Source organism: Pseudomonas sp. TWP3-2, assembly GCF_049897765.1.
Classification (GTDB): domain Bacteria; phylum Pseudomonadota; class Gammaproteobacteria; order Pseudomonadales; family Pseudomonadaceae; genus Aquipseudomonas.
This window is the reverse complement of sequence record NZ_JAFCWW010000007.1, coordinates 255,966-280,158: the sequence shown is the minus strand read 5'-3', so window position 1 is coordinate 280,158 and position 24,193 is coordinate 255,966. Positions and strand designations below refer to the sequence as shown.

17 protein-coding genes and 4 tRNA genes are annotated in these 24,193 nt (G+C 59.6%); 15 read left to right on the top strand and 6 right to left on the bottom strand.

What is annotated here, in order from left to right:
* The first annotated feature begins 588 nt into the window (after positions 1-588).
* A complete protein-coding gene (locus tag ACP7EE_RS13665; RefSeq protein ID WP_426206409.1) occupies positions 589-912 on the top strand; it encodes a sel1 repeat family protein in 324 nt (107 codons plus the stop codon).
* A gap of 175 nt (positions 913-1,087) precedes the next feature.
* Positions 1,088-2,452, top strand: coding sequence for a DNA recombination protein RmuC (rmuC, locus tag ACP7EE_RS13660; protein ID WP_426234911.1), 1,365 nt, complete (start codon positions 1,088-1,090; stop codon positions 2,450-2,452).
* Between the two features lie 138 nt (positions 2,453-2,590).
* Here the strand turns inward: rmuC and ACP7EE_RS13655 are convergent, their stop codons facing one another.
* On the bottom strand, positions 2,591-6,061 hold the full coding sequence (locus ACP7EE_RS13655) for a hybrid sensor histidine kinase/response regulator (RefSeq protein ID WP_426206408.1): 3,471 nt from the start codon (positions 6,059-6,061) through the stop codon (positions 2,591-2,593).
* Positions 6,062-6,301: 240 nt separating this feature from the next.
* Between ACP7EE_RS13655 and ACP7EE_RS13650 the strand changes: the two genes are divergently transcribed.
* The 3 genes from ACP7EE_RS13650 (at position 6,302) to ACP7EE_RS13640 (ending at position 9,842) form a co-directional block, all read left to right on the top strand.
* A complete protein-coding gene (locus tag ACP7EE_RS13650; RefSeq protein WP_426234897.1) occupies positions 6,302-6,613 on the top strand; it encodes a cupin domain-containing protein in 312 nt (103 codons plus the stop codon).
* A 105-nt stretch (positions 6,614-6,718) separates the two neighbouring features.
* The gene (locus ACP7EE_RS13645; protein WP_426234896.1) at positions 6,719-7,870 is read left to right on the top strand and encodes a TDT family transporter; all 1,152 of its coding nucleotides are present in this window, start codon (positions 6,719-6,721) and stop codon (positions 7,868-7,870) included.
* A 97-nt stretch (positions 7,871-7,967) separates the two neighbouring features.
* Positions 7,968-9,842, top strand: a complete 1,875-nt coding sequence (locus ACP7EE_RS13640; protein ID WP_426234895.1) for an MFS transporter — start codon at positions 7,968-7,970, stop codon at positions 9,840-9,842.
* Positions 9,843-9,966: 124 nt separating this feature from the next.
* Here ACP7EE_RS13640 and sugE read toward each other — a convergent pair whose 3' ends face one another.
* The 3 genes from sugE to rdgC all read right to left on the bottom strand — a co-directional run bounded on the left by sugE (position 9,967) and on the right by rdgC (position 12,465).
* Positions 9,967-10,281: a quaternary ammonium compound efflux SMR transporter SugE gene (gene sugE, locus ACP7EE_RS13635; RefSeq protein ID WP_042558337.1), complete on the bottom strand. Its 315-nt coding sequence runs from the start codon at positions 10,279-10,281 to the stop codon at positions 9,967-9,969.
* A gap of 103 nt (positions 10,282-10,384) precedes the next feature.
* Positions 10,385-11,353 (bottom strand): bile acid:sodium symporter family protein, encoded by a 969-nt coding sequence (locus ACP7EE_RS13630; protein WP_426234894.1) that lies wholly within the window; start codon positions 11,351-11,353, stop codon positions 10,385-10,387.
* A gap of 191 nt (positions 11,354-11,544) precedes the next feature.
* Positions 11,545-12,465: a recombination-associated protein RdgC gene (gene rdgC, locus ACP7EE_RS13625; RefSeq protein WP_426234893.1), complete on the bottom strand. Its 921-nt coding sequence runs from the start codon at positions 12,463-12,465 to the stop codon at positions 11,545-11,547.
* 159 nt (positions 12,466-12,624) lie between these two features.
* Between rdgC and ACP7EE_RS13620 the strand changes: the two genes are divergently transcribed.
* From ACP7EE_RS13620 to ACP7EE_RS13605, 4 genes are all read left to right on the top strand, one after another.
* Positions 12,625-12,700: transfer RNA gene (locus ACP7EE_RS13620), tRNA-Val, on the top strand.
* A gap of 18 nt (positions 12,701-12,718) precedes the next feature.
* Positions 12,719-12,795, top strand: a tRNA-Asp gene (locus ACP7EE_RS13615).
* 198 nt (positions 12,796-12,993) lie between these two features.
* Positions 12,994-13,069: transfer RNA gene (locus ACP7EE_RS13610), tRNA-Val, on the top strand.
* Positions 13,070-13,088: 19 nt separating this feature from the next.
* Positions 13,089-13,165 (top strand) — tRNA-Asp (locus ACP7EE_RS13605).
* A gap of 96 nt (positions 13,166-13,261) precedes the next feature.
* Here the strand turns inward: ACP7EE_RS13605 and ACP7EE_RS13600 are convergent.
* The gene (locus ACP7EE_RS13600; protein ID WP_426234910.1) at positions 13,262-14,398 is read right to left on the bottom strand and encodes a catalase family protein; all 1,137 of its coding nucleotides are present in this window, start codon (positions 14,396-14,398) and stop codon (positions 13,262-13,264) included.
* Between the two features lie 29 nt (positions 14,399-14,427).
* On the bottom strand, positions 14,428-16,236 hold the full coding sequence (locus tag ACP7EE_RS13595; RefSeq protein WP_426234892.1) for a di-heme-cytochrome C peroxidase: 1,809 nt from the start codon (positions 16,234-16,236) through the stop codon (positions 14,428-14,430).
* Positions 16,237-16,506: 270 nt separating this feature from the next.
* Between ACP7EE_RS13595 and ACP7EE_RS13590 the strand changes: the two genes are divergently transcribed.
* From ACP7EE_RS13590 to ACP7EE_RS13565, 6 genes are all read left to right on the top strand, one after another.
* Positions 16,507-17,223, top strand: coding sequence for an FKBP-type peptidyl-prolyl cis-trans isomerase (locus ACP7EE_RS13590; protein ID WP_420648089.1), 717 nt, complete (start codon positions 16,507-16,509; stop codon positions 17,221-17,223).
* Between the two features lie 294 nt (positions 17,224-17,517).
* Positions 17,518-17,973, top strand: coding sequence for a YkvA family protein (locus ACP7EE_RS13585; protein ID WP_420648090.1), 456 nt, complete (start codon positions 17,518-17,520; stop codon positions 17,971-17,973).
* Positions 17,974-18,087: 114 nt separating this feature from the next.
* Positions 18,088-18,429: a helix-turn-helix domain-containing protein gene (locus tag ACP7EE_RS13580; protein ID WP_420648091.1), complete on the top strand. Its 342-nt coding sequence runs from the start codon at positions 18,088-18,090 to the stop codon at positions 18,427-18,429.
* On the top strand, positions 18,426-18,797 hold the full coding sequence (locus ACP7EE_RS13575) for a hypothetical protein (RefSeq protein WP_003223109.1): 372 nt from the start codon (positions 18,426-18,428) through the stop codon (positions 18,795-18,797). Before ACP7EE_RS13580 ends, ACP7EE_RS13575 begins: the two co-directional genes overlap by 4 nt.
* A complete protein-coding gene (locus tag ACP7EE_RS13570; protein ID WP_426206404.1) occupies positions 18,798-19,202 on the top strand; it encodes a sel1 repeat family protein in 405 nt (134 codons plus the stop codon).
* Positions 19,203-19,436: 234 nt separating this feature from the next.
* Positions 19,437-24,188 carry an RHS repeat-associated core domain-containing protein gene (locus ACP7EE_RS13565; protein WP_426234891.1) on the top strand — a complete coding sequence of 1,584 codons (4,752 nt, stop codon included), beginning with the start codon at positions 19,437-19,439 and terminating at the stop codon, positions 24,186-24,188.
* Positions 24,189-24,193: the final 5 nt, after the last annotated feature.

Here is a 24,193-nt window from a genome sequence, read left to right as displayed (position 1 = left end):
TTTGCATTCATTTCAAAGGCTGTGTCGGCGCAAGATTTACCTGGAAACCATCGAGGGGTCGATCCTGTTTTGTCGGTGAAGGCTTCTGTTGAGAAGGTTGACCGCGAGGAGTTGTTCGACCGGAATTGACTTTCAGCTTGGTACTAACGCCGCGGATAGTAATGGAACCCTTCGAAGAGAGCAACCCACAATATGAAAATAGATTGACTGAGTTGGCGTGCGTTGCTAGTGAATGCCCAAAAACGTGCATCCATATAGCCGCGAAACAGGTACTTGTGCACATTAGTTGCGCACGCGGTAACGGCGCTGTCATATCAATCCTGACTCAGGTAGCTGCCTGCACCGAAAGTTTAAGTCAATGAAAAACATCGGTTTTTTTAACTGGTGAAAAAATCGTCAGTTTGACTGCGAGGCCCATTCCACAAGGCTTTGCGAGAGTTCAAAGCGGGTTGTCCACTGACTTATCCACAGCTTCTGTGGATTGTCCCGAGCGCTTGCTCTAGCACGGGCGTGCCGGGTTTTTTCGACTTTACCTGTGCGAAAAAAAGAGTAGAGTGGCGCGCCTTCCGATCTGCCCTACAGTGCTTTATGAAGTTTCGCTCAACGCCAGAAGCTGTTACCTCACAGACCCCGCGTGTTACCGCTCCCAAGCGATTTTCCGTTCGCGTGGCCGAATGGCTGCTGGACAGCCCGTGCCTGAGTGACAATCAGAATGCCAAGCACCTCGCCGGCCGCCTGCTCAAACAGCCTGCGCGCGACGGCGTGGTGGTTGCGCAAAGCCGTCTGGGTCAATTGATGTGCCGTGAGTGCGGCAACGCCCGCGATCGCCGGATTGGCCAGGACCTGCTGCGCCAGGCCGCCCGCGCTGGTGACCGTCGCGCACAACAGGAACTCGGTCTGATCGCAGACTGAGCTGTCCAAGACCTGACGCTTTGGTTAACCTTCAGGCTTTATTTGATCGGCGAGAATGACTATGGCGATGGACTTGACCAGCATCCTGCTCGGTCTGGCGGGCGCAGCGCTGCCGCTACTTGCGCTAGCCTGGCAACTGCAACGCCGCGCCAGCACCAGTCAGGCTGATGTCGCGCTGCTCGAAGAGCGACTGGCCATGGCGCAAATGGCTCAGGACGGACTCAACGCGCAGCTTGAAGCCAGTCGCGATGAAATCGCCGACCTCGCTCAGGCCAACGCCGCCAAACAAGCTGATCTCGCCGCGGTGCGCCGCGAAGTCGAGTTGCTGCAAATCGAACGCGACGACGCCCGTGATGCGTCCCACGCGTGGAATCTGGAGCGCGCCAACAAAGAAGCCGAGCTGCGCCGTCTCGACGCCCAGGCCGCTTCGCTGAACGCCGAGTTGCGCGAGCAGCAGGAAAGCCACCAGCAACGCCTCGACGACCTGCAAGGCTCGCGTGATGAACTGCGCGCACAGTTCGCAGAACTGGCCGGCAAGATCTTCGATGAGCGCGAACAGCGGTTCGCCGAAACCAGCCAGAAGAGCCTCGGCCAGTTGCTCGATCCGCTCAAAGAACGCATCCAGTCCTTCGAGAAACGCGTCGAAGAAAGTTATCAGGCAGAAGCTCGCGAGCGTTTCTCGCTGGCCAAGGAGCTTGAGCGTCTGCAACAGCTCAACCTACGCCTGAGCGACGAAGCCACCAACCTGACCCGCGCCCTCAAAGGCCAGAAAACCCAAGGCAATTGGGGCGAGCTGATTCTCGAGCGCGTGCTCGAACACGCTGGCCTGGAGAAGGGCCGCGAGTATCAGACGCAGGTCAATCTCAAAGGTCCGGACGGCGAGCGCTTTCAGCCGGACGTGATTATCTATCTGCCGGGCGACAAGCAAGTGGTGGTCGACTCCAAGGTCAGCCTCACCGCGTATCAGCAATACGTCGCAGCGGACGACGACGCCATCGGCCAGATCGCCATCAAGCAGCACGTCGTGTCGCTGCGCAATCACGTCAAAGGCCTGGCCGGCAAGGATTACAAACGTCTCGACGGGTTGCACAGTCTCGATTTCGTCTTGCTGTTCGTACCGATCGAAGCGGCGTTTTCTGCCGCGTTGCAGGCTGAGCCGACGCTGTTTCAGGAAGCCTTTGATCGCAATATCGTGATCGTCAGCCCGACCACATTGCTCGCAACCTTGCGCGTGATCGACAGCCTGTGGAAACAGGAACGCCAGAGCCAGAACGCCCGCGAAATTGCCGAGCGCGCCGGTTGGCTGTACGACAAGTTCGTGTTGTTTATCCAGGATCTGGACGAGGTCGGCAATCGCTTGCAGCAACTCGATAAAGCCTACAGTTCGGCGCGCAACAAGCTGACCGAAGGGCGCGGCAATCTGGTCAGTCGCAGCGAACAGCTGAAATTGTTGGGCGCGCGGGCGAGTAAAAGTCTGCCGGCGGAGCTGCTGGAGCGGGCGATGACTGATGTTGATGGGTTGGTCGAGTTGCCTGAATAAATTCAAAAGCATCGCTGGCAAGCCAGCTCCCACAGGTTATCTGTCGGTCACAAAATCTGTGATCACTGAAAACCCTGTGGGAGCGGGCTTGCCCGCGATGGCGTCACTAGCCTCACTGCGAGGCTTAGCCAATTCTCTCTATAGCGGTAAATACCGGCTCAACAACGCCCGCAACGCCGCCGGTTTCACCGGTTTGGGCAAATAATCCAGCCCCGCCGCATGCACCCGCGCCACGGTTTCCGGATGGCCGTCAGCACTGATTACCACCCCCGGCACCGGCTCACCGAGAGTAGTGCGCAGCCACGCCATCAGCTCAGTGCCGGTCTCCCCGTGATCAAGGTGATAGTCCACCAGCGCCAGTTGCGGGCGCACCCCATCGGCCAGCAGCGCCGCGCATTCTTCGCGATTGCGCGCCGTCCACACCTGACAGCCCCAGCGCGTCAGCAGGCTGTTCATACCGATCAGAATGCTGTCTTCATTGTCGATGCACAGCACCCGCGCGCCGCTGTGCAACTTGCCGTTGATCTCGAGCGCAACGCTCGGCTGCGCAATCTGCGTGCGGGCCAGCGGCACGCGCACGCTGAACACGCTGCCGCGCCCCGGCCATGAGCGCACGCGCAATGTATGGCCGAGCACCCGGCACAAGCCGTCGGCAATCGCCAAGCCCAGTCCCAAGCCTTTCTCGGCGCGAGTCTGATGGCTGTCGAGACGTTTGAACTCTTCGAAGATCACTTGCTGTTTATCTTCCGGAATCCCCGGCCCGCGGTCCCATACTTCCAGACAGATTTCACCGTTGCGCCGGCGCACACCCAGCAAAATCGGGCCTTTGGCGTAGCGGAAAGCATTGGTCAGGAAGTTCTGCAAGATGCGCCGCAGCAGCTTGATATCGCTGTCGATGCGCAACTGGCTGCCGCGTACGCGGAAGCTCAAGCCCTGTTCCTGCGCCAGCGCCTTGAATTCGGCACCGAGAATGTCGAACAACTCGTTGATCGCGAACGGCTTGCGATCCGGGTTGATCCTGCCGTTTTCCAGGCGCGAAATATCCAGCAGATCGCTGATCAGATCCTCCGCCGAACGCAGCGAGCTATCCAGATGGCGCACCAGTTTCTGCGCCTCGCTGCTCAAGTCGTCGTCCTGATGCGAAAGGGCGGCTGAGAACAATCGCGCGGCATTCAGCGGCTGCATCAAGTCATGGCTGACCGCCGCCAGAAACCGGGTTTTCGATTGGTTGGCCGCTTCGGCGGTGCCCTTGGCTTCGGTCAACGCGACGTTGAGTTGCGACAGCTCCTGCGTGCGTTCGCTCACCCGTTGTTCAAGCCCTTCATTGGCCTCGGTCAGCGCCTGTTCGGCTTCGCGGAACGCGGTGATGTCGGTGAAACTCATGACGAAACCGCCGCCGGGCATCGGGTTACCGATCAGCTCGATCACCCGGCCGTTGGGGAACAAACGTTCCGAGGTGTGCGCACGGCCCTGACGCATCCAGTGCAGACGTCGCGCGACGTGCACTTCCGCTTCGCCGGGGCCGCACAAACCGCGTTCGGCGTTGTAGCGAATGATGTCGGCAATCGGTCGGCCAACACTGATCAAACCGTCCGGATAGTTGAACAGCTCCAGATAACGCCGGTTCCACGCCACCAGCTTCAGCGACTGGTCGACCACGCTGATGCCTTGGGTAATGTTTTCGATGGCGCCTTGCAGCAACGCGCGGTTGAACTGCAGCACTTCCGAGGCTTCGTCAGCGATGCGGACTACGTCCTCCAGCTGCATTTCCCGACCTTCGATGGCGGCTTTTACTACCGCACGCGTCGAAGAAGCGCCGAGCACACCAGCCAGCAAACGTTCGGTGTGCGCGATCCATTCGTCGTCGGCGTTCTGGTTCGGGTTGAAGCCTTTACCCTGGCGGTAAGCGAAGCGGATGAAGCTCTGCCGCGCGCGTTCTTCACCGACAAAGCGTGCTGCCAGTTGCAGCAAATCGTCGATCTGCACCGCGAGCATCGAACGCGCGCTTGGTCGGGCGCTGATTTCCTGGCCAATGAAGCGTCCTGCCTGCCAGTGCTCCGACACCCGCGTGCGCGACAGCACCGAAACCCAGGCGAACAAGGTGAAGTTGCCGGCCAGGGACAGCACCACGCCTTGCGTCAGCGGGGTGATCGGCAGGTTCAACGGGTTGCTGTGCAGCCATGCGAGGCCGGGGAAACTTTCCAGCGGCAAGCCGAGACTGCGCGCGGCAATCGGCAGAACCAGCGTGTAAAACCAGAGGAATGTGCCCGCCGCGAGCCCGGCAAACACCCCGCGCCGGTTGGCCTGTTTCCAGTACAGCGCGCCGAGCATCGCTGGCGCCAGTTGCGTGACCGCCGCGAAGGCAATCTGGCCGATGGTTGCCAGACTTGCAGTGGAGCCGAGCAAGCGGTAACTGACGTAAGCCAGCAGCAGAATCACCACGATGCTCACGCGCCGCACCGACAGCATCCACTGGCGGAACACTTCAAACGGGCGCTCGGCGTTGTTCCGGCGCAGTAGCCACGGCAACAGCATGTCGTTGGAAACCATGGTCGACAGCGCCACGCTGGCCACAATGACCATGCCGGTCGCCGCCGAGGCTCCACCGATAAATGCGAGCATCGCCAGCGCCGGATGCGCCTGGGCCAGCGGCAGACTGATCACGAAGGAGTCCGGCAGCACCGAGCTTGGCAGCAGCATCTGACCGGCCAGAGCGATCGGGACTACAAACAGCGCGGCCAAAGCCAGGTACGCCGGAAACACCCATTTCGCCAGACGCAAATCCTGCGGGTCGATGTTCTCCACCACCGTGACGTGGAATTGTCGCGGCAGGCAGATGATCGCCATCATCGCCACGCCGGTTTGCACCACCATCGACGGCCAGTTGATGGTTTCTTTCCAGTATTCCTCAAGACGCGGCGCGAGCTTCGCCTGACTGAACAGGTCATCGAAACCGTCGTACAAACCGTAAGTGACGAACGCACCCACGGCGAGAAACGCAAATAGCTTGACCAGCGACTCGAACGCAATCGCCAGCACCATGCCCCGGTGGTGTTCGGTGGCGTCGAGGTTGCGCGTACCGAAGACGATGGTGAACAGCGCCAGCACCAGCGACACAATCAGCGCCGTATCTTGAGCGCGGGTGCCCATGGCATCGGCGCCGGCACCGATCAGCAGGTTAACGCCGAGGACGATGCCCTTGAGTTGCAAAGCGATGTAGGGCAGGACGCCGACCAGACAGATCAACGCGACCACCACCGCCAGCGATTGCGATTTGCCGTAACGCGCGGCGATGAAGTCGGCGATGGAGGTGATGTTTTCCTGTTTGCTGATCATCACCATTTTTTGCAGCACCCAAGGTGCTCCAAGCAGCAGCAAAATCGGCCCGAGGTAGATCGGCAGGAATGACCACAGTTGTTCGGCGGCCTGACCGACCGCACCGAAGAAGGTCCAGCTTGTGCAGTAGACCGCCAGCGACAGGCTATACACCCACGCGCGCACTCGTGGCGGCAGCGGTGTGCTGCGCCGGTCGCCGTAGAAGGCGATGGCGAACATGATGGCCATATAGGCCAGGGCGACGGCGGCGATCAGCCCGGTGGACAGCGACATGCAACACTCCCGACAGAAGACTCCCGGGACTCCCGCCCGGGCGGACAGTCTCGCACGAGCGCTGCGGATAGTCAGTGTCGACCAAGGTCGAGGCGTGGCGGGGTGTCGCAGGTAAAGATCGGCGGGTTTCGTTGCCTTGCTGCTCAGCCTGCGTGCGCAAGCGATAAAAGTCAGCAGCGCGCCATAAACGCCAAGAATTCAGTTAGCCTTGGCCAGCCATTTTCCCCACGGAGCGCCCCGATGAAGATCATCCGCAGTAAATCCTTCACCGCCGAGCGCGCCTGGGGCGCGCTGGATATCGCCAACATGAACGGCATCCCCACGCGCCTGCACTGGACCGATCAGCCGTACAAATGGCACGTCAATGACGGCGAAGAAGTGTTCGTGGTGCTTGATGGCCAAGTGCAGATGCGCTATCGCGAAAACGGCGAGGAGCAGCAAACTCTGCTCGAGGTCGGCGACATCTTTTATGCGTCGGTCGGCACTGAACATGTCGCTCACCCGCAGGGTGCGGCGCGGATCCTCGTAATTGAATCCGAGGGCAGCGTTTGACTGCTTATTGGTAAAACAGATAACAGTCAGAGAAATTACCCGTTATATAGATATTCGATTCGGTTCTACCATGAACTCAACCTCACTCGAGGACAGGAGTTCATGATGATTTGCCCCAACGCCAACAAGCCCGGTCTCAAACCGCTCAGCCAACTTCAGCACCCGCGTGAAGTGATCCGCCAATTCACCCCGAACTGGTTCGCCGCAACCATGGGCACCGGGGTGCTGGCCTTGGCGCTGGCGCAATTGCCGGTGGCCATTCCCGGTATGCACGCCTTCGCCGAAGGTCTGTGGATGTTCAACATTCTGTTGTTCGCCCTGTTTACCGTGGCCTACGCCGCGCGCTGGATCCTGTTCTTCGACGAGGCGCGCCGAATCTTTGGCCACTCCACCGTTTCGATGTTCTTCGGCACCATTCCCATGGGCCTGGCGACCATCATCAACGGTTTTCTGTTGTTCGGTTTGCCGCGTTGGGGTGACGGAGTGATTCAACTGGCGGAAGTGCTGTGGTGGCTGGACGTGGCGCTGTCGCTGGCCTGCGGCGTGTTGATTCCGTACATGATGTTTACCCGCCAGGAACACAGCATTGATCAGATGACTGCGGTCTGGTTGCTGCCAGTGGTGGCGGCGGAAGTCGCGGCGGCCAGCGGTGGCTTGCTCGCGCCGCATTTGGCGGATGCGCATTCGCAACTGGTGGTGCTGGTGACCAGCTACGTGCTTTGGGCATTTTCCCTACCGGTGGCGTTCAGCATTCTGACAATCCTGCTGCTGCGCATGGCACTGCACAAACTGCCGCATGAAAACATGGCCGCTTCGAGCTGGCTGGCACTTGGCCCGATCGGCACCGGCGCTCTGGGCATGTTGCTGCTCGGTGCCGATGCGCCGGCGATCTTTGCCGCGAATGGTCTGCCAGGCATCGGTGAAATCGCCTCGGGTCTCGGCTTGGTGGCCGGTATCACTGTGTGGGGTTTTGGCCTGTGGTGGATGTTGATTGCGCTGCTGATCACCGTGCGCTACCTGCGCGACGGCATCCCGTTCAACCTCGGCTGGTGGGGTTTTACCTTTCCGTTGGGCGTGTATTCGCTGGCGACCCTGAAGCTGGCGAGCACCTTGAACCTGACGTTCTTTAGCGTTTTCGGTACTGCGCTGGTGACGTTGCTGGCGGTAATGTGGCTGATCGTCGGCAAGCGCACGCTGCAGGGCGCATGGCGCGGTGAGCTGTTTGTTTCACCGTGCATTGCAGGTTTGAAGAAATAACCGGCAAAGATTAGGTAATGTGTGGCCTGAGTCTCGGTTGGAGATTCCAATAACAAACATCAGGCCACTCGCTACCACCATCAGGGACACACGGAAGATGAGTCACCCCTCACAGTTCAACCTGCTGCGCACCCGGCGCTTCCTGCCATTTTTCATCACGCAATCGCTTGGCGCGTTTAACGACAACGTGTTCAAGCAATCGCTGATCCTCGCCATTCTCTATCGGCTGACCATCGAAGGTGATCGCTCGATCTGGGTCAACCTGTGCGCGCTGCTGTTTATCCTGCCGTTCTTTCTGTTCTCGGCACTGGCCGGGCAATTCGGGGAAAAATTTGCCAAGGACGCGCTGATCCGGGTCATCAAGCTCGCGGAAATCGCCATCATGGCTGTGGGCGCGGTCGGCTTTCTGTTCGATCACCTGTCGCTGATGCTGGTGGCGCTATTCGCCATGGGCACTCACTCGGCACTGTTCGGGCCGGTGAAGTATTCGATCCTGCCGCAGGCGTTGCGTGAAGACGAGCTGGTTGGCGGCAACGGCCTGGTGGAGATGGGCACGTTTCTGGCGATCCTCGCCGGCACCATCGGTGCCGGGGTGATGATGTCGTCAGCCAATTACGCGCCGCTGGTTTCCGGCGCGATTGTCGGCATCGCGCTGTTGGGTTATCTGGCCAGTCGCAGCATTCCGCGTGCAGCGGCTGCGTCACCGGAAATGCGCCTGAACTGGAATATTTTCAGCCAGTCGTGGGCCACGCTGAAACTGGGCCTGGGTCAGACCCCGGCGGTGTCGCGTTCGATCGTCGGCAACTCGTGGTTCTGGTTTGTCGGGGCGATTTATCTGACGCAGATCCCGGCTTACGCGAAGGAGTGGATGCACGGCGACGAAACCGTGGTCACGCTGATTCTCACGGTGTTTTCAGTCGGTATCGCGCTCGGCTCGATGCTCTGCGAGAAACTTTCCGGGCGCAAAGTCGAGATTGGTCTGGTGCCCTTCGGCTCGTTCGGTCTGACCGTGTTTGGCCTGTTGCTCTGGTGGCATTCCGGCGGAATTCCCGACAGCGTCACCGGCCATAGCTGGGTTGAAGTGCTGACGTTCGGCCACACTTGGGCGGTGCTGTTCGACATCCTCGGCCTCGGCATTTTCGGCGGTTTTTACATCGTGCCGCTGTACGCGTTGATCCAGTCGCGCACCGCCGAGAAGGAGCGGGCGCGGGTGATTGCCGCCAACAACATTCTCAACGCACTGTTTATGGTGGTTTCGGCCATCGTTTCCATCGTGTTGTTGAGCGTGGTCGAACTGTCGATCCCGCAGCTGTTTCTGGTGGTCTCGCTGCTCAATATTGGCGTCAATGCCTACATCTTCAGCATCGTGCCCGAGTTCAGCATGCGCTTCATGATCTGGCTGCTGAGCCATTCCATGTACCGCGTCGAGCATCGCAATCTTGACGCAATCCCCGATGAAGGCGCGGCGTTGCTGGTGTGCAACCACGTATCGTTCGTCGATGCCTTGCTGATTGGCGGCGCAGTGCGTCGGCCGATTCGCTTTGTCATGTACTACAAGATCTACAACTTGCCGGTGCTGAACTTTATCTTTCGCACGGCAGGGACAATTCCTATCGCCGGACGCCAGGAAGACATTCAGATCTACGAAAAGGCCTTCAGCCGGATTGCGCAATATCTGAAGGACGGCGAGCTGGTGTGCATCTTCCCCGAAGGCAAATTGACCGCCGATGGCGAGATCAACGAGTTCAAGGGCGGGCTGACGCGGATTCTCGAAGAGACACCGGTGCCGGTGATTCCGCTGGCATTGCAGGGGTTGTGGGGGAGCTTCTTCAGTCGCGATCCGAACAAAGGCGTGTTTCGCCGATTGTGGTCGCGGGTGACGTTGGTGGCGGGTTCGTCGGTAGCTGTGGAAGCGGCGGAGCCGGTGAAGTTGCAGGCGCTGGTGAGTGAATTGCGCGGCACAGTCAGATAGTTGTTGGCTGTGCGGGCGCCATCGCGGGCAAGCCCGGCTCCCACAGGTTTCTCGGGCGTGCACAGGATTTTTGTGCACTGTAGATCCCTGTGGGAGCTGGCTTGCCAGCGATGGCGCCAGTGGCCTAAGCGCTGACCTTAAGCCCGATCAACCCAGTGATAATCAACGCCACACTGGCCAACCGAATCAACGCCATTGATTCACCAAACAGAATGATCCCGGCAATCACCGTGCCCACGGCGCCGACCCCGGTCCAGATCGCATAAGCAGTGCCCAGCGGCAATTCCTTCATCGCCAGACCCAGCAAGCCAAGGCTGACAGCCATGGCTGCAATGGTCAGCGCGGTGGGAAGTGGACGGCTGAAACCATCGGTGTACTTCAGGCCGACGGCCCAGCCGACTTCGAACAGGCCGGCGAAAAACAGAATGATCCAGGACATGAGAGACCTCCATCGATTGACGGGGTCGTCCCCGGATAAAACTCGATTGAGCCGCGAGGTCGTCCCCGCGTGCGCAATAGAGTGCCCGGCATTAATCAGCGGATCAACCCGCCATGTCAGTCCGCGCCAGCGTCTCGCGGTCTTGTTTTTCGCTCATGCGCCGGAAATACGTCGAAAGCAGCGCACCGGAAATGTTGTGCCACACACTGAACAACGCGCTCGGCACCGCCGCCAGCGGCGAGAAGTGCGCACTGGCCAGTGCGGCGCCCAGCCCCGAGTTCTGCATGCCGACTTCCAGCGCCAGCGACTTGCGCTGAGCCAATGGCAAACCGAACAGGCGCCCGGTGAAGTAGCCCAGCAGATAACCGAAGCTGTTGTGCAGCATGACCACGGCCATGATCAACAGCCCGGACTCGGCAATCTTCGCTTGGCTCGCGGCAACCACCGCCGCGACGATGATCACGATGCTGATCACTGAAACCAGCGGCAACACTTCTACCGCGTGGCGTACCTTGTCGCCGAGCACGCGTTGCGCGACCACACCGAGGATGATCGGCAGCAACACCACTTGCAGAATCGACCAGAACAGCTCCATGAACGACACCGGCAACCATGCCGAAGCCAGCAGCCAGATCAACGCTGGCGTCAGCAGTGGGGCGAGGAGGGTGGTGACGGCGGCGATTGCCACCGACAACGCCAGATCGCCACGCGCCAGCCAGGTCATCACGTTGGACGAGGTGCCGCTCGGGCAGCAACCGACCAGAATCACGCCGACGGCGATTTCCGGTGGCAGCTGAAAGATCTGGCAGAGCAACCACGCCATGCCCGGCATGATCACGAAATGCGCGACCACGCCCAAAGCCACGCGCCAGGGTTGGCGAGCGACGGCGGCGAAGTCTTCAAGTTTGAGGGTCAGGCCCATGCCGAACATCACCAGCCCGAGCAGGGGCACGATGGCGCCTTTCAGGCCGAGGAACCACGCCGGTTGCAGGAACGCGAGCACAGCGAAAATCAGAACCCAGTAAGCGAAGGTATTGCCGACAAAACGACTCAGTGCAGCCAGTGCGCGCATGGCCTGATCCTTATTTTTAGTGACACCAGAAAACATTGTGGGAGCTGCGGCGCGACGATTCGACTTGCCAGCGATGGCGGCGTGTCAGACGCCATTTGAGCCATCTGTAACACCGCTATCGCTGGCAAGTCGAATCGTCGCACCGCAGCTCCCACACTAGATCCGGTTCCTTCATTGGGAGCCGGTAAACGTTAGATCCCTTGCGGAGTCTCTTCCCCACCCAACGCTTCAACCAGCGCCGGCAGGAAATCGCCGAAGGTCAGCATCATCAGGGTGAAACTGGCGTCGAGCTGGCCGAGGGCTTCTTCGCCGCCGTCCTGTTCCGCCTGATCCTGCAACAGGTCTTCAAACTTCAAGCGCTTCACGGTCATCTTGTCGTCGAGCATGAACGACAGCTTGTCTTGCCACGCCAGCGACAACTGCGTCACCACTTTACCGGTGCTCAAGTGCAGCTGGATTTCTTCGCTGGTCAGGTCCTGACGCTTGCAGCGCACGATCCCGCCGTCTTCGTGGGTGTCGCGCAGTTCGCACTCGTCCAGCACAAAGAAATCGTCGGCGGCTTTTTGAGTGGTGACCCATTCGGTCATGGTCGCGGTAGGCGACATTTTCACCGTCAGCGGGCGCACGGGCAGGGTGCCAATCACTTCGCGCAGGGTCGAGAGCAGGTCTTCGGCGCGTTTCGGGCTGGCCGAGTTGACCAGGATCAGACCCTGTTTCGGTGCGATGGCGGCGAAGGACGACGAGCGACGGATAAACGCGCGCGGCAGGAACGCCTGGATGATTTCATCCTTGATCTGATCGCGTTCCTTTTTATAGACCTTGCGCATTTGCTCGGCTTCGATCTCTTCGACCTTTTCCTTGACCGCATCGCGTACAACGCTGCCCGGCAGAATGCGTTCTTCCTTACGCGCAGAGATCAGCAGGAAGTCACCGCTGACGTGCACCAGTGGAGCATCTTCGCCCTTGCCGAATGGCGCGACGAAACCGTAGGTGGTCAACTCCTGGCTTGCACATGGACGCGCCAGTTTGGTGGCCAGTGCAGTTTCCAGCGCCTCGGCATCGACAGGCAGGTCTTGGGTCAGGCGATAGATAAGCAGGTTTTTGAACCACATGGGGTGAGTCTCTCCTTTATACAAAGGGGGGCATTATTGTCTTCGCCGTGGCATAGGCCAACCCTTCTCTAAGCCTTTGGAAGGCCTGAGAAAATTATTTAAAAAAGTGCTTGCCAGAGGTGGGGTCGCTCCGTAGAATGCGCGCCACACCGAAGCGAAGGGTGATTAGCTCAGCTGGGAGAGCGTCTGCCTTACAAGCAGAATGTCGGCGGTTCGATCCCGTCATCACCCACCATTCGTTCAAGTGTTTAGCGCAGCGGTAGTTCAGTCGGTTAGAATACCGGCCTGTCACGCCGGGGGTCGCGGGTTCGAGTCCCGTCCGCTGCGCCATATTCGGTAACCTGGATCGCTGAACGCCAGGTCACCACGGAAAAGCCCGCTTAGGCGGGCTTTTTTCTGCCTCAAGTTTGTACCTTGTTCCAGCGGGACGTGTGGTTTCACCGGTTTTCGGATTTATTTGAAAAAATATTCAATTAAATCAACACATTACGAAAACTTGTGGCATAATGCGCCCCGTAACGAAGCGAAGGGTGATTAGCTCAGCTGGGAGAGCGTCTGCCTTACAAGCAGAATGTCGGCGGTTCGATCCCGTCATCACCCACCATTCGTTTCAAGCGTTTTGCGCAGCGGTAGTTCAGTCGGTTAGAATACCGGCCTGTCACGCCGGGGGTCGCGGGTTCGAGTCCCGTCCGCTGCGCCATATTCGGTTATCTGGACCCACTGAACGCCAGATCACCACAGAAAGCCCGCCTAGTGCGGGCTTTCTGCTGTCTGGGGTTTGGCTCTTGTCCCGCGTTTATTGCTCCGCGTTGCGACTGTGGCGGTAATCGCTCACTGCTTCGTACACAGCCTTGCGCAGACGGTTGATCCCGCCAATCGGCCGATGCGCGTCAATCCCGAACCATGGATTGAAGGAGAGGTTGTCGCATTGCAGATTCAGTGCCGGGGTATCGAAATCCTGCGCGGGCAGGGTGATCCTTGCCACGGTCTCGAACGGTGAATCCTGCTCGCGCCATTCGATGCTGGTGTCTTCGATCGGCATGAACTTGTGCGCATCCTGACGCTGGATCTGCAACACAAAGCAGGCCGGCACGCGGTCGGTAGACAACTGCTGATTCAACGCGCTGCGCAGGAAATTCGGCAGATCCTGATTCTGCTTGGGCAAGGCGTAGGCAGGGCAGTTGTCTGGATCCGGCATCACCCGAAACTTGGCATTGGCCTCACCGAATTTGTAGGGCGAAACCGAAAAATACGTGGTCTGCGTCGGACTGTCCGGTGGTGCGGACAAAGTCTGTAGTGCGATGAGTAGATGTCTGACCTGCCAGCTACGCGGATCCCACCCCGGAAAAAACGCCATCACCTTTTTTCCGTCAGCCTGCGCCGCCACATTCTGACGATATTCGGCGACATCGCTGACAAAGAAGTTCGGGTGGCTGAACATCACGAAATCCTGCTCCTGCCTGTCCTGACGATTACCGAGCAGTTGTTTGCCCGGCACATCGAGCAGTTTGATCGCCATGCCCCGCGCGTCGCGCATGCTGTCGAATTGCGGATAAGCGTTGCCATTGGACAGGCGCAGAGTCGCTTGCCAGATTTTCCCCGGCTCACTGAACACGCCTTGGCGCAGTCCTTCACTCAGTTGCGGCAGAACGCGTACCTCGGCTTTGACGCAGCCGTGGGCCTTGGCATGCGCATCGCGCAAGTAACGCGTGCTTTCGCGGTGTTGATCGACGATGCGCACGGCGGTCTGGATCACGTCCTGAGTCATGGCCGCTTCGCCATCAGGGATCTGCTCCACCGCGGAAACCGGGCCACGTTGTTGCCAGGCGAACCAGGCTGCCCCCACTGCCCAGCCGAGCACCCCGACGCTGAGCAAAGTGAGCAGGGTTTTGCCCAGCAAGCGCCCTAACCACAACCACAAGCGCGCCAGCATCGAAGGTCTGTCAGGTGATGTATTCATGATCATGGCAATTGCGCCTCCAGCGGGCCGCCCAGTACTTTCAGGTATTCGAGCAGCGCCCAGCGCTCTTCAGGTTGCAACAGGCGGCCGATGACGCCGTTGCCACGTTGGCCGGCGCGGAATTCGTGGCCACTGTTGCGGTTGCCGGTAACGCGCGTGTCGAACAGAAAACCGTTGGTGAAGGCTTCGGTGCGATAGCCCAGATGCCGCGGGTCGTATTCGAACGTGCCTTTATAGAATGTGGTGGCGCGCTCATCCTGCGGCGACAGCAACTGATAGAGGCTCGGCACCGAACCGTTGTGCAGAAAAGGTGGGGTGGCCCAGACTCCGGCCAGCGGACGCGCCTTGTAAGCGACTTTTTCGCGCACGCCGATGGGCAGGCCGAAACCATCGAGTCGGGGTTTCTCGGCGGCTGTGATGCCTGCCTCGCGATAGGCGCGTTGTTCGACGAATGCGGTGACGTAGGCCAAGCCTTTGGCCACCGACAATTGGCTCAGATCCAGCGGCTCTGTCGGTTCGGGATGCAGTTTCACATCCATCTGTTCCAGTTCTTGCAGATCCCATTGCAATGCCGTCAGGTCGAAGCGGTGATTGGCGATATTGTTGGCCGCGCCCGGGTCGGTGCCGATGACGTCGACGGGCAACATGTGCAGATGCTGCACCCAGCGCTGGCCTTCCAGCGTTTTGCGCGGGACGTGGCAGCCGGCGCAATTTTCCGCAAATAACGTGCGGCCCTTGGTCGCCAACGGCTTGTCGACCGCGCCCAGAAGTTCTTCAGGCCAGGCGGGCGCTTGCAGTTTTTGCAGGGTCTCTTCGATCTTGTGCAGATCGCGCACACGCACGCTGGACGGGTAGCGCTGCTCGCCTTGCAGCGGCTGGCCATTGGTGTCGAAGAAATTAAGCGTGGCGCCCACGCCGAGCGCCTCGCCGATGTTGCGCGCCATCGGTTGCTGCGCCGAACCGTTCCATTGCACCCAGTCGAATGTCCACATGTCCCACAGTTGCGGATAATCCACCGGCGCATTGGCCACGCGGTAGTTGGCGGGAGAGATCGCGTCGCCGAAAGTCGCATTGGCAATGCGCCCGAACGCATCGGCGCGGCCCGGGCCTTCCTCTGTCGGGTAGAGGCCGCGATGGGTGTCGTTCCACGCGACTTTGAGGAAGGTGCTCAGCGAATCTTTGAAGTCTTGGCGCAGTTGTTCGTGGCGATCATCGTAATTTTCGCCGAGAACGTTGCGGGCGAAGCGTTCGAATTTCCATGGGTTGTAGTAAGTCGAGGCAAGACTGGCGACCAGTGCCTGTCCGAAACTGCCACCGCGCAATGTAGGAACGCTGGAGGGCAGCACGTGCTGAGCCGAGCCGCCGTCGATGCGCAGCGCTTGCCCGTTGAAACGCAATTCTCCGGTGTGGCAAGCGGCACAAGTTATGTCGAGATATTGCTCCGGGCTGCCGGGATTCTGATGGCGGGCGAATCCCACGGGCAGATTTGCGGGGTTGTCGCGTGTGGCTTTCTGTTGTGGATCAAGCAGAAATCCGAAGCGCGCCAGGTACTCGGGGGCGGCAAAGCGCTGTTGTGAGAACGGCAATTCAAGCGCCTGGAACCATTCGTAGCGCAGGCCTTTGACCTGCGTGCCTTGCGGCGTGAAGTAGTAGGTCTGACGCTCCTCGTCAGTCCATTGCTTGAGGTAATGCACCTGTTGCGCGGGCGTATACAAGGGCAGTTTCGGGTTGGCGACGTAATACAGCACCACCGCCAGGACCAGTCCCAGCAGCACAATGATCAGCATCAGCACGCGGAATAAGAGGCGCAAGTTAAACATCCTTGTCGATTTGTTGCGCTGTTATGCCTGAGCGATGTGAGGTGAGGCAAGTGGCCATTACGACAACTGTGGGATGAACTGGCCTCAACCGTTGTCGGGGCGAGATGACAGAAGCTTCATCGAGGCTCGCGCCCAATGCGTTTTAATCCCTGAACTAATCGTGAGTTTCCTGCTCTCATGCCGGTAGCCATTGGTCGTGGCGGCCTGATAAGCTCGCGGCTTTACTCGATTGCCCTTTCGGCGCATGAACAAGGAAATAGCATGAAACAGCATCGGTTGGCGGCGGCGGTAGCCCTGGTTAGCCTGGTCCTCGCGGGTTGTGATTCGCAGACTAGCGCAGAGCTGAAAACCCCGGCGCAGAAAGCTTCCTACGGTATCGGCCTGAACATGGGCAAAAGCCTGGCTCAGGAAGGCATGGATGACCTGGACTCCAAAGCAGTAGCCCAGGGCATCGAAGATGCCGTCGGCAAGAAAGAACAGAAGCTGAAAGACGAAGAACTGGTTGAAGCTTTCGCCGCGCTGCAAAAGCGTGCTGAAGAGCGTATGGCCAAAATGAGCGAAGAGTCGGCCTCGGCTGGCAAGAAATTCCTCGAAGAAAACGGCAAGAAAGCCGGCGTGACCACCACCGCTTCCGGTCTGCAGTACGAAGTGGTCAAAAAAGCCGATGGCGCTCAGCCTAAGCCGACCGACGTAGTGACTGTTCACTACACCGGCAAGCTGACCAACGGCACCGTATTCGACAGCTCTGTCGAGCGCGGCAGCCCGATCGATCTGCCAGTTAGCGGCGTGATTCCGGGTTGGGTCGAAGGCCTGCAATTGATGCACGTTGGCGAGAAGTACAAGCTGTACATCCCGAGCGATCTGGCTTACGGCGCACAATCGCCAAGCCCGGCAATCCCGGCCAATTCGGTTCTGGTTTTCGACCTGGAACTGCTGGCCATCAAGGATCCAGCCAAAGAAGACGCCGCTGCCAAGTAAGTAGCGTCGGATTTGAAAACAACGCCTCGCACATGCGGGGCGTTGTTGCATCTGCGCTTCGGTGAAGGTAAACAGACCGAACCGATGCCGGTCATGGCAGTCCTAGACTGTATGGCTGCCCGCGCTAGTCGTCCTGAGCCGCCAAGTCAATGAAATATTGGGCTTTTTTATGTGAGTAAAAAACGCCCGATCTGAGCGCAGCCCTTATAAAACGGGGCTTGTAGCGTTGAAATGCAGCTCTGTTCACAAGGTTATCCACAATTTGTGTGGATAACATTTCAACGGGAGGAATAAATGAAGACTCCGTGGAATTTCGCCCGATTCTTGCCGCTGGCGGGTCGACTGCTGGCCCGTGGACGTTTGCCGACGCTATTGTTCGCCGTCGCCAGCAAAGGTGCCGCGCAAGGCAACCGCCTCGGAAAGTTGAAAGACGATCTGCGTCTGCTTCAGGCGCTGTGTCTGGCGTACTGGCGCGGCGAGTACCGCGCGATCAGCGGCAAAGCGATTGTCTCGGTGGTCGCCGGCCTGATGTACTTCCTCAGTCCGGTGGATGCGATCCCGGATTTCATTCCGGTGTTCGGCATGCTCGATGACATCGCCGTGCTCGCCTGGCTGATGAAAACCCTCGACGACGAACTCAATGCGTTCCGCTTGTGGCGCAATCGGCAGAAGCCCGAGAAGCTCAGAATCGTCGAGCGCCTGCCCGATACGCCCGAGCAACTTCAGCTTCAGGGGCCGAAAAAATCCTGAATAGCGACAGCCTCATCTCCATATAGATTGCCCCCACGACCTTGGCCGCTGTTAGGATTACACTTCTAGGGAAAAGTGCCGACTCGCTAAGTGTTGTTGTCCTACGGGGTAGTCATGGATATTCAGATAATTGCACGCGATGGCGAGCCCGAATACGCGGTTCTGCCTTGGGCTCAGTATCAGGCTCTACTCAAAGCTGCAGGCATTAACGAAGCACCGTCGCGTCCGGCTCCCACGCCCGTCGCGGCCACCTCGGACCCGGTTCTTCCGGGTATCGATCAACTCCGCAATTTGCGCGAAGGGAAGGGCATCGCCATCGAGGCGCTCGCCCGCACGGTAGGCATCAGCCCGTCTTATCTGGCCATGATCGAAAGTGGTGAGCGTCTGCCCGACGCCGCGATTCGCCGCAGCCTGGCCTGGGAATTGACGGTGCCAGGCTGGAGGGATGAATCGTGAGCGTACGCATCAGCCGTCAACATTGGGACGGATTACTCGGAGAGCTGGACCAGGCGCGCCGGCAGCGCCATCTCTTGACTTACCGGGCGCTGCTCGAACGGCTGCAACTGCCGACGCCGGCCATGCAGACCCTGACCGCTGCACTTGAGCACCTGGCCGCGCTGGATGCCAAAGCCGAACAGCCATTGCGCAGTTCGCTGGTGATCAGCCAGGGCGCGAGCCGCCTGCCGCGCACCGGTTTCTTCGAATGTGTCGAACGCCTGGGACGTTTCTCCGGGCCGTCTGACGGCGTCGCCGCTGCTTCGTGGCACGCTTCGGAAGTGGTGCGGGTGTTCGAATACGAGTACCCGGAATCGGCGGAGGCCTGAGTGTTCTTACGACTCAAGGCGCAGGCCAGTTACTGGCTGGCGCGCAGGCTGTTTCACTGGTCGTGGTTCGTCCGTCAGCCGCGTGGCTGGCGCTGGCTTGAGGGCCAGTTCGCGCGGATGGCCAATCTCGGTGATGTCGGTGCGCAGAGCTTCTATGGGCACATCCTGACTTTTCGCGGTGTCGGTCTGGGCGCACGCGAAGAGGGCGTGCGACTGCTGCGCCTGGCCGCGCTGGCTGGCGATGGCAAAGCAGCTTATCAGGTGGGTGTGATCAGCCTCGCCGGTACGCCGAGCAAGGCACCCGATCCTGCCGAAGCGCAGCGTTGGTGGGGGATGGCGGCCAAGGCCGGGCATCCGCTGGCCGAGCTTAAATTGAAGGAATTGGCTGGGCGGGATCTTCCGTAGTCGGCGATTCCGGTTCAATCAAGGAGCGGGGCGAGAGGGAAACCTTTCGCCCCTTTTTTGTGCCCGCATTTTGCGCTGCATGCCATTTGAAGACTTCTCCTACAACCTTCACCTACTTGCCTGACTTATTTTCTGACTGATCCCGCGCAAAGTCCCCTCGCCTAATTTTCTGTGCGAGGGAACGCTCATGTTTGACCCGGTTTTGTTTTCCACTGCGCAACATCGTGCGCGCTGATGGACGCCGTCATCCGCATCGAGCAGGAACTCGACAGCTTTCCCGACACCCTCGGTCTGTACCGCGAACAGCTCAAGCACTGGTTCAGTCGCTCGGCGGACAAGCTTAGCCACGCGACCGACATGCCCTCGCTGATGGGCATGGAGCGGATCATTCGCTTTGGTGATCGCAGCACTGCCGTTGCTATTGGCGATAACCAGTTTTCCTCCAGCGTCATCCAGTGCCCCGAGGCCGGGGTGATGGAGATCGAGAGCAAGTTCGAATCGGTCTACGACATCCCGCTGGGCGGCATCGTGGTTGATGTGGTGGCGGTGGAGGGTGGGGAACTTGCTTCAGTCACGCTCGATGTCGAGGGTAAGGGTTCATTTCGCGGTGTGGCGGGCAAGTTCTATCGGGTGTTGGTGCACAGCGATGTCAGCCCCGATCAAGTTGATCAACTCTTCAAATCCTACGATGGCCTGACGCTGCAGCTCGATAGCTGGCTGCGCAGTGAGTGGCAGGGCTACAAGCCGCAGTGGTCGAAGCAAGTAGCGACGGCAGCAGGTAACGGCATGCTGGCCGGGAGTTGGGCGGCGATCGAGGGGGTGTGGGACAGCATCGGATTGTTGTCGGAGATTCTTCAGGATCCTGGCAAGTTTGCTCAGCGGTTGGGTAGCGGTGCTGCACAGTTGGCCGATCTGGCAAAAACCGCGCCTGACGTGATGGAAAAACTCCAGTTGCTGGTCAGCGATGAAGCCGCGTTGTGCCTGTTGTTGCGCACCGCCAGCCTTTGGCTGGAGATGCTGCCACCCAGTGAAGTCGCGGGGAAAACCGCTGAAGCGGTGTCGATGGTGGTGGTGCAACTGCTGATCGACGTGCTGATTGGCGTGGTGCTGACCTTTGTTGGCGCGGGGGTCGCCTATCTGGCGTTGCGCCTGGTGGATCGCGGCGCGCAATTGCTGGCGGCGGTGACGCGTCTGGTCAAGGCGATGTTTGGCATCGTCAATACCTTCATCGGCTATGTAGACCAGTACAAGTCAGTGGCTGCCCGAGGCATTGCAGCCGGGGTGAGGAAGGGCCGAATGCAATTGCGCTGGGATGCCAAGCGTAACGCGGCTCTAAAGAAAGACGAGCATCACGACGACAGTCCTGATCAGGCGAAAAATCCTAACGGTGATAGCGCTGATTGCGCGGCGTCGACCTGCACCAACGGTTGTCCGGTGTCGATGGTCACTGGCGAGGAATTGCTGACGCTGACCGATGGTTCGCTCGATGGATTGCTGCCGTTCGAGTTCACCCGCTTGTATCGCAACAGCGCTGCCGAAATCGACGTCGGCCTGGGCTTTGGCTGGAGCCATTCGCTGGCGCATCGGCTGGAGATCGAGGGCGACGGGGTTGTCTGGGTCGATCACGAGAACCGGCGCACGCGCTTTCCGTTGCCGAGTGTCGCGCGGCCGGCGATTCACAACAGTCTGTCGCGGGCAGCGATTTTTCTCGGGGATGAACCGGAGGAGCTGATTGTTGCGCCGGCCGGGGAAACGGCGCGGTTTTATCACTTTCGCAATGGGCGGCTGACGGCGGTCAGTGATGCCTACGACAACCGCTTGCTGGTGTCGCGTGATCGTCAGGATCGTATTCAGCGGCTGGATAACGGTGCGGGGCGTTCTCTGTTTCTGCGCTATGACCGCACGCATCTGGTGGCGGTGGATTATCAGGTATTGCGCGAGGCGGTCTGGCGCAGTCAGCAGACCCTCGTCAGCTACCGCTACGACGCCCGCCAGCGGCTGATCGAAGCGACCAACGCGGTCGGCGACAGCGAGCGTTACGACTACGACGATCAGCACGTCATCCTCCAGCGGCAACTCAGCGGTGGGGCGAGTTTCTTCTGGGCGTGGGAACGATCCGGCAAAGCGGCACGTTGCGTCAGGCATTGGGCGTCGTTTTCGCAGATGGACACGCGGTATGTCTGGGACGATGCCGGCAGTGTCACGGTGCACTACGTCGATGGCACCGAGGAAACCTACGTCCATGACGACCGTGCGCGGCTGGTGTGCAAGGTCGCGGCGGATGGTGGTGAGCAGCTCAAGGCTTACGATTTTCAGGGTCGGTTGATTGCCGAGCAGGATGCGTTGGGCGCGGTCACCGAGTACCGCTATGACGATGCCGGACGCCTGATTGCGCTGATTCCACCGGAAGATGCGCCCACGTCCTACGAGTATCGCCACGGTTTCCTGCACACCCGTTCGCGGGGTGAGGCGGTCTGGACTTACCGGCGCAATGCTCAGGGCGATGTGACCGAGTTGGTCGATCCTGACGGGCATGTCACGCATTACCACTACGACCCGCAAGGTCGGTTGCTGTCGATCCGTTATCCGGACACCAGCCGCCATGTGCTGGTGTGGAACGAGCTTGGACAGTTGCTTCAGGAGACGTTGCCGGACGGCGGCGTACGCCAGTTTTCCTACGACGCTTTGGGGCGGCGGATTACCACCCGCGACGAACACGGCGCGCTTACTCGGCAGACTTGGGACGCCGTCGGCCGACTGCTGCAGACGATCGCTCCGACCGGTGCCAGCCGCGCCTACAGCTACAGCGCCTACAACCAGATCACCGCTGAACGCGATGAACTGGGTCGCATCACCCGCTACGAGTACGACGACGATCTGCACCTGGTCAGCCGCCGGATCAATCCGGACGGCACGCAGGTGCAGTATCGCTACGATCATGCGCAGCTGCTGCTCACACAGATCGAGAACGAGTCCGGTGAAAAGTATCTTCTGGACTACACGCCGACCGGATTGATCCGACAGGAAACCGGTTTCGACGGCAGGCGCACGGCTTACGTCTACGACCGCAACGGGCACCTGCTGGAGAAAACCGAGTTTGGCGATGACGGTTCGACGCTGGTCACCGCTTACGAGCGCGATGCTGCGGGGCGCCTGCTGGTCAAGACCCTGCCCGACGGGGCCAAGGTTGAATACCGCTACGACCGCCTCGGTCGCCTGACCGGCGTCGACGACGGTCAAAAGCATCCGCTGGAATTTGCCTACGACGCTCAGGACCGGCTGATCACCGAGCACCAGGGCTGGGGCACCCTGCGTTACGCCTACGACAGTTGCGGCCAGCTCAAACGCCTGCGCCTGCCGGACAACAGCAAGCTCGATTACCTGTATGCCAAGGGTGGCGCACTCACCGCGATCAACCTCAACGGCGCGCAGCTGACTCGCCACGTCTATCAGTCCGGTCGCGAACAACAACGCCAGCAAGGTCTGCTGCTCAGCGAATATACCTACGACGAACAGGGCCGCTTGCAGGCGCACGCCGTAGGTCATCAGCGCAGTTCAGTGTATCGCCGCGATTATGCCTACAGCGCCAACGGCAATCTGGAGCAGATCGCCGACACCCGCCACGGCCAGCGCAACTACCAGTACGACAACCTCGATCGCCTGATCCGGGTGTGCCACACCCGCGACCATCTGCCGGAAAGCTACGCTCACGACCCGGCCGGCAACCTGCTGATGCAGGATCGTCCGGGACCGAGCAGCGTCAAGGGCAACCGCCTGCTGGCCCAGGGCGACCGCCACTACGACTACGACGCCTTCGGCAACCTGATCCGCGAACGCCGCGGCCTCGCGCAACAACTGATCACCGAATACCGCTACGACAGCCAGCACCGCCTGATCGGCCTGACCCGCCCCGACGGAACAACCGCCAGTTATCGCTACGACGCCTTCGGCCGGCGCATCAGCAAAACCGTCGACGGCCAGACCACCGAATTTTTCTGGCAAGGCGACCACCTCGTCGCCGAAAGCAGCAAAACCCAGCATCGCAGCTTCATCTACGAACCCGGCACCTTCCGCCCGCTCGCGATGCTCGACGGCAAAGGCCCAAAACGCGCCTGCCCGTTCTACTACCAACTCGACCACCTGGGCACGCCGCAGGAACTCACCGACTACAGCGGCGAGATCGCCTGGTCGGCGCAGTACGCCGCGTACGGCAAAACCACCTCGGTGGAACTGGCGGGAGAAGACTACCTCGACCAGCCGCTACGGTTTCAGGGACAGTATTTCGATGAAGAAAGCGGCCTGCACTACAACCGCCATCGGTATTACGATCCGGACGTTGGACGCTATCTGACGCCGGATCCGGTGAAACTGGCGGGTGGGCTGAACCAGTACCAGTACGTGCCGAATCCGACGGGGTGGGTGGATCCGTTGGGGCTGAGTTCCAACTGCCCGCCGCCGAATAAGCCGGGTTGTACGGTGCCGGGGGATGTAAGTGGCACCAAAGTGGAGGAAGGTGAGCCGGAACTTCCGGCACCTGAGCTTAGTGCAAAGGAGATTGCAAAGGCTGAGCTGAACAGATTGAACGATAGTCAGAAAATGCATATGGTTGGTAAGCATGGCCCTGAGCTGCCAGATGAAAAATTTAAACAAAGGTCCATTGATGGAACGGATCCGATTACGGGTCAACAAAGAAGAGGTCGAAATGCTGGTGTAGGTAATCCGAGCTCAAGATTTTACAGTTGGGAAATAATGCTTGAAGCCTATGTTCTCGCAACAACCAGGGTTGAGCGCGGGCTTCCTCGCTATACCGGACAAGACAGTCAGGGCGCCAAGGTCGTAAAGATGAGGCTTCCTGAATCTGGGGAAGGTTACAAGCCCAATAGAAGGGACAAAGAAAATCCTAGATTAGTTTCCAATATGGGAGGGTTCGAAATGAAGTTCGATCCTGTTACAGACGTGCCATTTACTCTTTATCCGACTGAGTGATTTTT